This window comes from Paraburkholderia unamae (genome assembly GCF_003096875.1).
Classification (GTDB): Bacteria; Pseudomonadota; Gammaproteobacteria; order Burkholderiales; family Burkholderiaceae; genus Paraburkholderia; species Paraburkholderia unamae.
Genome location: NZ_QEOB01000034.1, coordinates 53,386 through 66,215, shown reverse-complemented (window position 1 = coordinate 66,215; position 12,830 = coordinate 53,386). Strand labels below are relative to the sequence as shown.

The following is a 12,830-nucleotide window of genomic DNA, read 5'->3' as shown; positions in this document are numbered from 1 at the left end:
TGCGGCGGTTTTGTAAAAAAGCGCGCCTTATGACGCGCTCGCGCTCCAAACCGGTCACAATGGCGTTGTTGTGACCGACCTGGAGATGACGTTTCATGCCGAGCTACAAGCAATTGACCGCCCAGTTGGAAAAGCTTCACAAGGAAGTCGCTGTGGCGCGTGAAAAGGAAGTTGCCCAGGCGATTGCCGAGATCAAGGAAATGATCGCGGAATACGACATCACCGCGGAAGAACTCGGTTTCTCCAGCCGCGCCGCAGTCCCCGCGCGCAAGAAGGCGCTGCCGGCCCGCTACGTCAACCCGAAAACCGGCGAAACCTGGAGCGGCCGTGGGCGCGCGCCGGGCTGGCTGGCGGGCAAGAACCGCGAACGCTTCCTCATCAAGGAATAGCGGCTCAAAGGTACGGCGGGCACGTTGCCGGTTGCCTCCCGCAAAAGCTCACCTTGAGCGCTACGAGGCGCGCGCGGGCGGAATGCATGACTGTCAGGGCGTCGCGCGCATCTTCCGGGCAAGTGCCTGTTGCGAAACGAAATTTTCGCGAAAATGGGGCGCGCTTCACGAACCCGGCTGGCCCATGAAAGGCCGCCGCCGCACCTCACAGCGCCGTTTCCCCGCCGCTTCCCGTAAAAGCTCACCTCAACCGCCGCCCGGCGCCGCTGCGCCAGGGCGTGCGGGCGCCGCGTGCGGCGCGCTGCCCGGATTGGCACGCGCCCCGCACATCAAACGTTTAGTCGGCGGCCCGAATGCCGTGTATCATTCGGTCCCGGCGCCGTTCTGCGCGGGCATCCCCGGAACATTCCCGATCGCTCGTGCTATTTGTCGCGCGAGCCAGTCCGCGCACTTGCCTCGTATTTGGCGACAGAAGCCGCCCGCAAGCGCCGCCGCGCTCGCCGCAACCACCGCCGCGCGGCCCGGTTGCCCGAATTCATCAGTGATACCCGCCCTATCCATGTCAGTTGCCGAACTCAGACGCCGCCGCACGTTCGCGGTCATTTCTCACCCGGACGCGGGCAAGACCACGCTCACCGAAAAGCTGCTGCTGTTTTCGGGCGCGATCCAGATCGCCGGTACCGTGAAGGGCAAGAAAAGCGGCCGCTTCGCGACCTCCGACTGGATGGAGATCGAAAAGCAGCGCGGCATTTCGGTCGCCAGCTCGGTCATGCAGTTCGAGTACGGCGACGCCGTCATCAACCTGCTCGACACGCCGGGCCACGAGGACTTCTCGGAAGACACCTACCGTGTGCTCACGGCGGTTGACGCGGCCGTGATGGTGATCGACGGCGCGAACGGCGTGGAAGCGCAAACGCTCAAGCTGCTCGAAGTCTGCCGCAGCCGCAAGACGCCCATTCTCACGTTCATCAACAAGCTCGACCGCGAAGTGCGCGAGCCGCTCGACCTGCTCGACGAAATCGAGCAGCACCTGGGCGTGGCCGCCGTGCCGTTCACCTGGCCCATCGGCATGGGCAAGGAGTTCCAGGGCGTGTACGACATCCAGCGCGACCAGGTGCGCGTGTTCCGTGCAGGTCAGGAATCGCTCGGCGGCGCGGTGGAAACGCTGCAACACATCAGCGACGAAGACGGCGAAGCGCGTTTCGGCTATCACTGGAAGCGCACCAAGGAAGAAGTCGAGCTGATCACGGGCGCGACGCCCGCGTTCGACCGCGACGCGTTCCTGGCCGGCGAGCAGTCGCCGGTGTTGTTCGGCTCGGCGATCAACAACTTCGGCGTCAAGGAAATTCTCGACGCGCTGGTCGATCTCGCGCCGCCGCCGTCGCCGCGCATCGCGGTGCAGCGCGCCGTGTCGCCCGACGAGCCGAAGTTCACGGGCGTCGTGTTCAAGGTGCAGGCCAACATGGACCTCGCGCACCGCGACCGCGTGGCATTCATCCGCGTGTGCTCGGGCCACTTCGAGCGCGGCATGCAACTGAAGGTCACGCGCAACAACAAGACCTTCCGCGCCAACAACGTGGTGAGCTTCCTCTCGCAGCGCCGCGAGACCGTGGCCGAGGCGTATCCTGGCGACATCATCGGTATTCCTAACCATGGCACGCTGAGTCTGGGCGACACGCTCACCGAAGGCGAAGACCTGCAATTCACGGGGCTGCCGTTCTTCGCGCCGGAAATCTTCCAGACCATCGAAGTGGTCGACCCCATGCGCGCCAAGCAACTGGGCGAAGCGCTCAAGCAACTGGGCGAAGAGGGCGCGATCCAGGTGTTCCGTCCGCTGCACGGCGGCGCGACGATCCTGGGCGCGGTGGGCCAGCTTCAGTTCGAAGTGGTCTCGCACCGCCTCTCGGCCGAGTACAAGGTAGAAGTACGCATCATGCCCGCGCGCTATCGCCTGTCGCGCTGGGTGACCTGCGACGACGCCGCCGAGCTGCGCCGCTTCACCGACTCGTACGCCGCACGCATGGCTTACGACGCGTCGAATGCGCCGACCTATCTTGCTTCGCACGTCTCCGAAATCGAGGTCGCGCAAAAGGCCTGGCCGAAGATCGTGTTCAACGAACTGCGCGAACATTCGGGCGCGCCGTTCCGCAAGTCGATGTAACACGCGCGGCGCGCTCGCGCCGCGTTTTCAAACCCGCGAAACCCCTCCTCGCGCATCGTGCGTGACACACGTAGGCACGCACGCCTGCGCGCCCGCCCGCAGCGGCGTGCGACGCCATGCCGCCGCCTGCGCGGCGGGCGAAAAGCGCGCATCGCCTGCGCGCTTGCCCTATCCTCTTCTCGTGACGGTATAAAACGACAAACCGGCGCGTGCCCGTGCGGCGCGCGCCCGTTCGACCAACGAGGAGAGCCTGTGACCGTACGCAATCTCGACGCGGTGTTCCAGCCGAAATCCGTGGCCGTGATCGGCGCTTCGCGGCGACCCGGCAGCATCGGCAGCATGGTGTGGCAGCGGCTCATCGAAGGCGGCTACACGAGCCCCGTGTGGGCCGTGAATCCGCGCCACACGGGCGACTTCGAGGCGTTCGACGGCCGCCCCGTGGTGGCCGACGCGGGAGACCTGCCCGAAGCGCCCGGCGTCGCGATCATCTGCACGCGGCCCGCCACCTGGCCCGCGCTCGTGCATCGCCTGGGCGGCATGGGCACGCGCGCGGCCATCATCGTGGGCGAGATGCGCGACGAAGCCGACCAGGCCGACCTGCGCCACGCACTCGCGGCGGCGCGCCCGCACCTGTTGCGCATCGTCGGCCCCGGCAGTCTCGGCGCGCTCACGCCCGCGCTCAATGCGCAACTGGGCGCGGCGGCGTCCGTCGCGCGCAAGGGCGGCGTGGCCTGGGTCTCGCAGTCCAACGCGCTCACCAACGCCGTGCTGCGCTGGGCCGGCGCGCGCGGCCTCGGCTTTTCGCACGTGATCGCGCTCGGCGACGAGGCCGACGTCGATGTGGGCGACGTGCTCGACTATCTCGCGAGCGACCCCAGCACGCGCGCCATCCTGCTCGAAGTGGACACGATTCGCGCCGCGCGCAAGTTCATGTCGGCGGCGCGCGCGGCGGCGCGCAACAAGCCGGTGCTCGCGCTGAGGAGCGGCCGCGACGATCCGGGCGACGCGCTCTACACGGCGGCGTTCCGGCGCGCGGGCGTCGTGCGCGTCGACACGCTCGACGACCTGCTCGACGAAATCGAAACGCTCGGTCTCGGCCGCGTGGCGGCGAGCGACACGGCCACGCTCATCACGAGCGACCGGGGCGTGGCGACGCTCGCGCGCGACGCCTTCACGAAGGCCGGCGACACGCTCGCGCACTGGAACGACGAAGCGCTCGCCGCGGTGCAGGCTGCGCTGCCGCATGCGCAGGCAGGCAATCCGCTCGTGCTGGGCGACACCGCGAAGCCCGAGCACTTCGGCCTCGCGCTGCAAACGCTCGCTTCACAGCGTTCGAGCGGCACGGCGTTCGTCGTGCACGCGCCCACGCACAGCGCGCCGGTGGAGGAGGTGGCGCGTACGCTCATCGAGCATCAGCGTTTTGCTTATCGCGGCATGCTCGCGTGCTTCTTCGGCGGCGTGGACGAGAAAACCCGCGACGAGCTGCATGCGCACGGCATTCCCGTGCACACCACGCCGCGCCGGCTGGCGCGCGCGTTCGCGCGTCTCGTCGATTACCGGCTGGGCCGCGAGCTGCTCATGCAGACGCCGGAAACGATGCCTGCCCAGGGCCCCGCCGCGATCGAGGCCGCCCAGGGCGAAGCGCGTGCGGCGCTGGCGGCCGGACGCACGGAGCTGGCGGGCGAGGAGGCGGCGCGGCTGCTCGCGCGCTTCGGACTCGTCACCCAGGCGCAGGACGAGCCCGGCGTGAAGCCCGTGGTGGACGTGACGGTGCAGTTTCGCGACGACGACAACTTCGGCCCGGTGTTCCGCTTTTCCGCGCCGTCGCCGGACGAAATTTCGCCGCCACTGCGCGTCTACAGCCTGCCGCCGCTCAACCCCGTGCTGTCGCGCGACATCATCGCGCGCTCGCCCTATGCGCGCAACGTGGCGCCCGAGCCGACGCTCGCGGCGCTCACCGAGCTGTCGCAGTGCGTGTGCGAGGTGCGCGAGATCGTGGGTTTGCGCCTGACGCTGCGCGTGCTGCCCGAGGCGGTCGTGGTCGTGGAGCCGCGGCTTCAGATTGCGGAAAAGCGCAGCCGTTTTGCGATCATGCCGTATCCGCGCCGCCTCGAAGAAACCCTCGACTGGCACGGCGAGCGCCTCACGATCCGGCCGATCCGTCCTGAAGACGAGGCGATGCATCGCAAGTTCGTCGAGTCGATGACGCCCGACGATTTGCGCCTGCGTTTCTTTTCGGCGGTGCGCAGCTTCGATCACACGCAGCTCGCGCGCATGACGCAGATCGACTACGACCGCGAGATGGCGCTGATCGCCGTGGTGCAGGGCGAGGACGGCGAGCCGCGCACGCTAGGCGTGGTGCGCGCCGTGGCCGATCCGGACAACGAGACCGCCGAGTTCGCGTGCACGGTGCTGTCGACACTGAAGGGGCGCGGCCTCGGGCGTTTGCTGATGTCGCGCATCATCGCCTACGTGCGCTCGCGCGGCACGCACTGGCTGCTCGGCGAGGCGCTGCGCGAGAATGCGCCGATGATCGGCCTCGCGCGCGCCTGCGGCTTTACCGTCACGCCCACGGAAGACCCGGGCGTGGTCGGTTTTCGCATGCCGCTAGACTGAGCGGGAAGCTCAGGCGGCCAGTTTGGCGAGCGCGTCGTCGATCTGGCCGCGCGTGAGCGCGAGTTCTTCGAGCCAGGCCTCGCCGTATTGCGCGCCGGTTTCCTTTTCGAGGCGCGCGATGGTCGCGGCGCAGCGCGCGGCGTCCTTGGGCGTGGCGATGAACGCCTTGACCGACTGACCGCCCTGGAACGCGTCGAACAGCGGCGTGCGGATCTCATCGGGCAGCGCGCGCGTGGTCCACTGGTGCGTCTTGCCGTTGAAGGTGAGCGAAGGCGGCAGCACGCGCTCCTTGCGCGTGGCCGGAATCAGGCCGAAATTGCGCGCGGCCTCGGCGATCTGGTCGGCCGTGAACAACTCCTCGGGGGCGATCTCGAACTGCGCGATGGCGGTTTCGACGGTCTTCATCGCGTCGGCGCGGTCGTCGCGCTTTTTCTGCGCGCGCGCGACGATGTCACGCAGCTCGTCGGCTTCATCGGGCGTGATCGTGAAACTGGCCTGTTTCTGCTGAAGCTCGGAAAAGCGCTGGAATTCTTGATCGGTGAGAAGTTTCGCCATGGGTTTCGAATGCGCGGCCGCCGCTTGCCCGCCGTGGTTCAGCAGGACGAGGCGCACCGGTTTTTTGGGAGGGCCGCCATTCTAACCGTTTTGGCCGGCCGGCTTCCACTTGCGCGCGGCACTTGTAGGAACCGTCCGATTTTCTTGACTGGGGGCGGTCCCTATCATCATCGGATGAACTCATCCCGACCTCTTTCCCCAGCGGGCTCGCGCCGCGAGTCGCGTGCCGACGCGCGCCACGAGTCGATGCTTCAACGTGGCATCGCGCAGTTGAACGATGAAAAATACGCGTTCGCCGAGGCGCTTTTTCGCGAGATCCTCGCGCAAGACCCCAAACATGCCGACGCGCACCATCAACTGGGCGTGACGCTCGCGCGCCAGTCGCAGTTCGCGGCGGCCGAACAATGCCTGCGCGCGTCGCTGGCCGAGCGCGAGAGCGGGCCATGCCGGCGCGACCTCGCCTGGACGCTGCTGTGGCAAGGCCGCGACGGCGAGGCGATCGAAGCCTACCGCGCCGCGATTGGCGCGGGCCTGCGCGAAGCGCGCCTCTTCAACAACCTCGGCAATCTGCTCAAGAAGCGCAATTCGCTGCCGCAGGCCGAGGCTTGCTACCGCGAGGCGATTGCAACCGACGCCTCCTACGCGCTCGCCTACAGCAACCTGGCGATGCTCCAGCAGGACGCGGGCCAGCACGAAGCCGCCGAGGCGAATCTCAAGCAGGCGCTCGCGCTCACCCCGAACTCGCCGCACCTCTGGCAGTGCTACGGCGGCTTGCTGGAGCGCATGAACCGCATGGACGAGGCCGATGAGGCCTACCGCCGCGGCGGCCGTTGGGAGGCCTCGCAGTACGTGCGCCGCCGCGAGGCGCACTGGCAGCAGCTTGGGGAGATCGACGCGGCGGCGCTTTCCATGGTGTCGTCCGGCGCCGCGGACAACCTCACGCCCTGGTGCCTGCTCGGCATCCCGGCGCTCACGCCGGAACTGCATCGCGACGCCGGGCTGCGCTTCGCGCAAAGCCGCTGGCGTGGCGAACTGGCGGCGCCCCCGCTCGTGGCGCGCGGCGCGGGCCTTGCCGCCGCGCTCGCGCGCTTCGAGTCGGGCGAGCGCCTGCGCATCGGTTATCTGTCGGCGGACTTCTACGATCACGCCACGTTGCGCCTGCTGGCGGGCGTGTTCGAACTGCACGACGCGAAGCGCTTCGACGTTCACCTCTATTCGTACGGGCCCGACCCCGACGCCACCGCCCGCGCGCGCTTTGCGCACGTGCCGGGCACGTGGCACGACGTCGGCGCGCTTTCGGATGCGCAGGCCGCCGCGCAAATCGCGCACGACGGCATTCACCTGCTCGTCGACCTGAAAGGCTTTACGACGGGCACGCGGCTCGGCATTACCGCGCTGCGGCCCGCGCCCGTGATCGTGAGCTGGCTGGGCTACCCCGGTTCGCTCGGGCACGCACGCCTCGCCGACTACCTGATCTCCGACGCCGTCGTTACGCCGCCTGGCGCTGCCGCGCAATTCAGCGAGACGCTCGCGCTCATGCCGCACTGCTACCAGCCCCTCGACCATCGTCGCCAGAGCGCACCGCGGCCTTCGCGCGCGCAAGCCGGGCTGCCGGAGAAGGGCTTCGTCTATTGCAGCTTCAATCAGACGTTCAAGCTGAATGCCCAGATCTCCACGCTCTGGGCGCGGCTACTGAAGGCCACGCCGGCTAGCGTGCTGTGGTTGCTCGAACCCGGTTCGGCGCGCGCCAAAGAAAACCTGCGGCAGTTCTTCGAAACGCAAGGCGTCGATGCCGCACGCGTGATCTTCGCGCCGCGCGTGACGCAGGAGGCGCATCTCGCGCGGCTGCAACTCGCGGACCTCGCGCTCGACACGCTGCCGGTGGGCTCGCATACCACGGGCAGCGACGCGCTCTGGGCGGGCGTGCCGATGGTGAGCGCGCCGGGCACCCTGTTCGCGGGGCGCGTGGGTGTGAGCCTGCTGCATGCGGTGGGGCTCGACGAGCTGGTTGCGCGCGATCTCGACACGTACTTCCAGATCGCGCTCGGCTTCGCCACCGACACGGCGTGGCGGGCGCGCGTGCGCGAGAAACTTGCGCAGGCGCGGCGCAGCTCGCCGCTGTTCGATACGGTTGCGTTCACGCGTGACCTGGAGCGGCTTTATCTCGCGATCGTCGGGCGCGAGGTGCATGGCCAGGCTGGCGATCGTACGCCCGTGGTGGTGCAGTAGCGCGCGGTTGCGCCGGGGCATCGAGCAGCGCCTGTACTGAGCCTCACGCCGCGCCGTCTTCGCGCAGCATCGACAGGCTCTGCACGATCTCGCCCAGCATGTGCGTCGCCTCGTCGAGCGAGGGCGCGACGTATTCGTCGATACGCCTGAGAAACGGGCAGGTGAGCGCGGCGATCGCCTGACCCGAAGGCCCGAGCACCGGAAACGTCACGTCCGTCACGCCGAAAATCTGCTGACTGTCCTTGCGCGAGAAACCCGTCTTGCGCACCTGCTCGCACGCGGCCTCGAGCGCCGCGTGGTCGATCGTCACTTCGCCCTTCACTTTCGTATGCTCCGCGAGCATGTGCGCGCGCTGCTCCTGCGTTTGCCATGCGAGCAGCGTGCGCCCCGAACTGGTATCGACCAGACCCACGCGGGAGCCCAGCCGCACCGCGATGCCCCACGTGCCCGGACCGTCCACCTGCGCGATCACGAGCAGATTGCCGCGGTCGTACACCGTGAGATGGCAGGACTGCTCCGCGTCGTTGGCGAAGCGCTGCATGAGCGGCAGCGCTTCGGCGATCAGGCGCTCCATGGGCGGGTGGCGGTGCGCGAGCGCGAACAGTTTCAGGCTGAGCGCGTAGCGGTCGCCCGCTTCCGAACGCATCACATATTGGCGCGCCACGAGGCGCTCCAGCATGCGGTAGATCTCGCTCGCGTTGCGCCCCAGCGCCTTCGTGATCTCCGCGCGCGTGAGGCCGCCGCGCTGCTCCGCGAGCAGCTCCAGGATGTCGAGCCCCTTGTCCAGCGCGGGCGCGCGATAGCGGTCGCCGTCGTCTTTCTCGTCGGCTTCGTCGGGCGCGTTGTCCATCGGGCGTTTTTTCGCGTTGTTTTCCATTCGATCGTTCCCAGGGAAATCACGGACCCATGCTGCGCTGCACATTCCTTGACCTTGTGCGGTGCGTATATGAATAATAGGTTCACTGGTGAACATACACCAGCGTCGTCTGGAAAGGGAAGTGGCAGTTGCAACGGGTCGCCGGCGCTTCGTGCATTCCTCGCGGGGCGCGGCGAGCACATGGAATTCAACAACGACAGATGCGGTCGCATGGGCGCCGAAGCGCCCCGTGCGGCCGACCAGGAGACAGACATGGCGTTCGCATCCGGGCTCGTGCTGGCCCGCCGCTCCACCGAAACCCGCCAGGCGCGCGCGGCGCTGGCCCGTGCGGCCACGAAAACCCTTTGTGTCGCCGCGGCGTGCGCTGCCGCGTTCGGCGCACCGGCCGCAGCCAGCGCGGCCGAGGTCGGCAAGGTGGGCCTCGGCCTGCCGCTCCTCACCTCGCCGTTCTGGCAGTCGTACAACAACTATCTCGGCGTGTACGCGAAGCAGGACGGCATCGACGTGCTCGCGCCCGTGAACTCGAACAACGATCCCGCCCAGCAGATCACGGACATGAACAACATGATCAATCTGGGCGCGAAGGGCATTGTGGTCGGCCCGATCGATTCGGCGGCGATCAGCCGCGCGCTCGACAACGCCGCACAGAAGAACGTGAAAGTCGTGGCCGTGGACGTCGCGCCCACGCAGGGCGCCGTGGCGATGGTCGTGCGCGCCGACAACCGCGCGTATGGCGAGAAGGCCTGCAAATACATCGGCGAGCATGTGAAGTCGGGCAAGGTCGTGCAGATCATGGGCGACCTCGCCTCGGTGAACGGGCGCGACCGTTCGGAAGCGTTCCGCGCTTGCCTGAAGAACTATCCGAATCTGTCGCTGCTGGAGATTCCGGCCGGCTGGAAGGGCGACGTGGCGGCGAGCGCGCTGGACAGCCTGCTGACCGCGAACCCGGACGTGAAGGGCATCTACATGCAGGCGGGCGGCGTGTATCTCTCGCCCACGTTGCAAACGCTGCGCCGCAAGCAGTTGCTCGTTCCCGTGGGAGACCCCAAGCATATCGTGATCGTCTCCAATGACGGCATTCCGCAGGAGTACGAAGCTATCCGCAAGGGCGAGATCGACGCGACCGTTTCACAACCTGCCGATCTCTACGCGAAATACGGCCTCTATTACATCAAGGCCGCGCTGGAAGGCAAGACGTTCAAGCCGGGCAAGACCGATCACGACAGCAATATCGTCCAGTTGCAGCCCGGCATTCTCGAAGACCAGTTGCCGGCGCCGCTCGTGACGAAGCAGAACGTCGACGACAAGAACCTGTGGGGTAATACGGTCAAATGAGCGGTCACATGAGCCGCCACACGAGCGATCGATCGGGCGATCGGGCCGCAGTGGGCAACGCGCCGCCGCCCGGCGGCGCGGTATTCACGGGCAGCCGCGAGGCGGCCGCGCGGGCGTTGCCGCCGGTCGTGGAGGCGAGCGGCGTGACGAAACGCTTCGGCTCCACGGCGGCGCTCGCCAACGTGAGCCTGCGCGTGATGGCGGGCGAGTCGCACGCGCTCGTGGGCCGCAACGGCGCGGGCAAGTCCACGCTTGTGTCGATCCTCACCGGCCTGCGCAAGCCCGACGAGGGCAGCGTGCGCTTTAACGGCGAGGCCGCGCCCGCGCTCGCCGATCGCGATGCATGGCGCGAGCGCGTGGCCTGCGTGTACCAGCATTCCACGATCATCCGCGACCTCACGGTCGCGGAGAATCTGTTCATCAATCGTCAGCCGAAGCGGCGCGGCGTGATCGACTGGCAAACCATGCGCCGCGACGCGCGCGCGCTGCTCGACCACTGGCGCATCGACGTGCGCGAGGACGCGCGCGCGGGCGACCTGACGGTAGAGGCGCGCCAGCTCGTGGAAATCGCGCGGGCGCTGTCGTACGGCGCGCGCTTCATCATCCTCGACGAGCCCACCGCGCAGCTCGACGGCGAGGAAATCAAGCGCCTCTTTCGGCGCATCGACGAATTGCAGCGCGAAGGCGTGACCTTTCTCTTCATCTCGCACCATCTGCAAGAGGTGTACGAGATCTGCCAGACCGTGACGGTGCTGCGCGACGCGCGCCATATCGTGAGCGCGAGCGTGGCCGAATTGCCGCGCGAACGGTTGATCGAGGCGATGACGGGCGAGCGCGGCGGGCTGAATGTCGCGGACGCCGCCGCGCGCGAGCCGCTGCCCGCCGATGCGCCGCTCGCGCTGGAAGTGCGCGGACTCTCGGGCCACGACTACCACGACGTGTCGTTCGCGTTGAAGCGCGGCGAGGTGGTGGGACTCACGGGCGCGACGAGCAGCGGCCGCACGAGCGTGGGCGAGGCGATCGCCGGACTCGCGGCGCAGCAGGCGGGCGAGATTCGCGTGAAAGGCGCGCGGCTCACGCCCGGCGACGTGCCCGCGGCGCTCGCGAGCGGCGTGGGCTGCGTGCCGAAGGATCGCCATCACGAGGGGCTCGTGCTCACGCAGTCGGTGGCCGAGAACGCGTCGATGACGATTGCGGGCCTGCTCGGCCGCTTCGGCTTCGCGCCGCCCGCGAAGAAGCATCAGGTGGGCAAGCGCATGATCGAGACCCTCGGCATCGTCGCGCAGGGGCCGGAGCATGTGGTGTCCGGGCTCTCGGGCGGCAATCAGCAGAAGGTCGTGATGGCGCGCGCATTGGCAAGCAATCCTGACGTTCTCGTGCTGATCGATCCCACGGCGGGCGTGGACGTGAAATCGAAGGAAGCGCTGCTCTCGGTCGTGGACCGCGTGCGCGAGGAAGGCAAGGCCGTGCTCGTGGTGTCGAGCGAACTCGACGATCTGCGTACCTGTGACCGCGTGCTCGTGATGTTTCGCGGCGAGGTGGTCGCGCAGATGGCGGCGGGCTGGCAGGACCACGAACTGATTGCATCGATTGAAGGAGTCGATCTTCATGAAGAATAGTGTTTCGACGCCCGCATTCGCGGCGGCGCAGGGCGACGCGGCAACGGCCGGGCGCCGCGCGCGGCCGCGCATCGAGCTGGCGCGCCTGCGCGATTTCGCGCTCTTGCCTGCGCTCTTGCTGCTGATCGTGATCGGCGGCTTCGTGAGCCCGAGCTTTCTCACGCGCGCGAATCTCATCAGCGTGCTTGGTGCATCGGCTGCGCTCGCGCTCGTGGTGCTCGCCGAATCGCTCATCGTGCTCACCGGCAAGTTCGATCTCTCGCTCGAATCCACCGTGGGCATTGCGCCGGCGGTCGGCGCGATGCTCGTCATGCCCGCGGCCTCGGCGGGGTTCGGTCTGCAATGGCCCGCGTTCGCGGGGCTCGCGGCCATCGTGGTGGTGGGCGCGCTGATTGGCTTCATCAACGGCTTTCTCGTGGTGCGGCTGCGCCTGAACGCCTTCATCGTGACGCTGGCCATGCTGATCGTGCTGCGCGGCATGCTGGTGGGCGCCACCAAGGGCGGCACGTTGTTCGATATGCCGCCATCGTTCTTCACGCTCGCGACGACCATCGTGCTCGGCCTGCCGCTTTCCGTGTGGCTCGCCGCCGCCGCGTTCGCCATCGCCGCGTTCATGCTGCGTTATCACCGCGTGGGGCGCGCGCTCTACGCGATCGGCGGCAATCCCGACGCGGCGCGCGCGGCCGGCATTCGCGTGGAGCGCATCACATGGGGCGTGTTCGTGCTCGGCAGCGTGCTCGCGGCATTGGGCGGTCTGATCGTCACCGGCTACGTGGGCGCGATCAATGCGAACCAGGGCAACGGCATGATCTTCACCGTGTTCGCGGCAGCCGTGATCGGCGGCATTTCACTGGACGGCGGCAAGGGCACGATGTTCGGCGCGCTGTCGGGTGTGCTGTTGCTCGGTGTGGTGCAGAACCTGCTCACGCTCGCCCAGGTGCCGTCGTTCTGGATTCAGGCGATTTACGGCGCGATCATCCTCGGCTCGCTGATGGTGGCGCGGCTCGCGGGCGGCGAGGCCCAGAACTAAGGCCAGCGGAGGACTTTCT

General features: G+C 67.8%; 9 protein-coding genes. 7 read left to right on the top strand and 2 right to left on the bottom strand.

Translation table 11 applies throughout. The features are described 5' to 3' along the window. Window positions 1–95: 95 nt before the first annotated feature. The 3 genes from C7402_RS41180 to C7402_RS41170 all read left to right on the top strand — a co-directional run bounded on the left by C7402_RS41180 (window position 96) and on the right by C7402_RS41170 (window position 5,166). Window positions 96–389 (top strand): H-NS histone family protein, encoded by a 294-nt coding sequence (locus tag C7402_RS41180; protein WP_112177380.1) that lies wholly within the window; start codon window positions 96–98, stop codon window positions 387–389. 559 nt (window positions 390–948) lie between these two features. Continuing rightward, a complete protein-coding gene (locus C7402_RS41175; RefSeq protein ID WP_112177379.1) occupies window positions 949–2,550 on the top strand; it encodes a peptide chain release factor 3 in 1,602 nt (533 codons plus the stop codon). A 252-nt stretch (window positions 2,551–2,802) separates the two neighbouring features. After that, window positions 2,803–5,166 carry a bifunctional acetate--CoA ligase family protein/GNAT family N-acetyltransferase gene (locus C7402_RS41170; RefSeq protein ID WP_116614642.1) on the top strand — a complete coding sequence of 788 codons (2,364 nt, stop codon included), beginning with the start codon at window positions 2,803–2,805 and terminating at the stop codon, window positions 5,164–5,166. Window positions 5,167–5,175: 9 nt separating this feature from the next. Here the strand turns inward: C7402_RS41170 and C7402_RS41165 are convergent, their stop codons facing one another. Further along, on the bottom strand, window positions 5,176–5,721 hold the full coding sequence (locus C7402_RS41165) for a hypothetical protein (protein WP_112177377.1): 546 nt from the start codon (window positions 5,719–5,721) through the stop codon (window positions 5,176–5,178). A 246-nt stretch (window positions 5,722–5,967) separates the two neighbouring features. Between C7402_RS41165 and C7402_RS41160 the strand changes: the two genes are divergently transcribed. Further along, window positions 5,968–7,950 carry an O-linked N-acetylglucosamine transferase, SPINDLY family protein gene (locus C7402_RS41160; protein WP_165842113.1) on the top strand — a complete coding sequence of 661 codons (1,983 nt, stop codon included), beginning with the start codon at window positions 5,968–5,970 and terminating at the stop codon, window positions 7,948–7,950. 43 nt (window positions 7,951–7,993) lie between these two features. Here the strand turns inward: C7402_RS41160 and C7402_RS41155 are convergent, their stop codons facing one another. Next, the gene (locus C7402_RS41155; RefSeq protein WP_116614661.1) at window positions 7,994–8,800 is read right to left on the bottom strand and encodes an IclR family transcriptional regulator; all 807 of its coding nucleotides are present in this window, start codon (window positions 8,798–8,800) and stop codon (window positions 7,994–7,996) included. A gap of 279 nt (window positions 8,801–9,079) precedes the next feature. On the opposite strand from C7402_RS41155, the gene C7402_RS41150 reads away from it, so the two are divergent. The 3 genes from C7402_RS41150 to C7402_RS41140 are packed head-to-tail and all read left to right on the top strand — an operon-like array spanning window position 9,080 to window position 12,811. Then, on the top strand, window positions 9,080–10,162 hold the full coding sequence (locus C7402_RS41150) for a sugar ABC transporter substrate-binding protein (protein ID WP_116614660.1): 1,083 nt from the start codon (window positions 9,080–9,082) through the stop codon (window positions 10,160–10,162). Between the two features lie 8 nt (window positions 10,163–10,170). Next, window positions 10,171–11,781, top strand: coding sequence for a sugar ABC transporter ATP-binding protein (locus tag C7402_RS41145; RefSeq protein ID WP_112177401.1), 1,611 nt, complete (start codon window positions 10,171–10,173; stop codon window positions 11,779–11,781). After that, window positions 11,771–12,811 carry an ABC transporter permease gene (locus C7402_RS41140; RefSeq protein WP_112177375.1) on the top strand — a complete coding sequence of 347 codons (1,041 nt, stop codon included), beginning with the start codon at window positions 11,771–11,773 and terminating at the stop codon, window positions 12,809–12,811. The genes C7402_RS41145 and C7402_RS41140 overlap by 11 nt, the downstream gene beginning before the upstream one ends. Window positions 12,812–12,830: the final 19 nt, after the last annotated feature.

Excerpts from the sequence above, each read along its gene's own strand:
- C7402_RS41145 (WP_112177401.1), top strand. The coding sequence starts at position 10,171 with ATGAGCCGCCACACGAGCGATCGATCGGGCGATCGGGCCGCAGTGGGC.
- C7402_RS41150 (WP_116614660.1), top strand. The coding sequence starts at position 9,080 with ATGGCGTTCGCATCCGGGCTCGTGCTGGCCCGCCGCTCCACCGAAACC.
- C7402_RS41180 (WP_112177380.1), top strand. The coding sequence starts at position 96 with ATGCCGAGCTACAAGCAATTGACCGCCCAGTTGGAAAAGCTTCACAAG.
- C7402_RS41175 (WP_112177379.1), top strand. The coding sequence starts at position 949 with ATGTCAGTTGCCGAACTCAGACGCCGCCGCACGTTCGCGGTCATTTCT.
- C7402_RS41165 (WP_112177377.1), bottom strand. The coding sequence starts at position 5,721 with ATGGCGAAACTTCTCACCGATCAAGAATTCCAGCGCTTTTCCGAGCTT.
- C7402_RS41160 (WP_165842113.1), top strand. The coding sequence starts at position 5,968 with ATGCTTCAACGTGGCATCGCGCAGTTGAACGATGAAAAATACGCGTTC.
- C7402_RS41155 (WP_116614661.1), bottom strand. The coding sequence starts at position 8,800 with ATGGACAACGCGCCCGACGAAGCCGACGAGAAAGACGACGGCGACCGC.
- C7402_RS41140 (WP_112177375.1), top strand. The coding sequence starts at position 11,771 with ATGAAGAATAGTGTTTCGACGCCCGCATTCGCGGCGGCGCAGGGCGAC.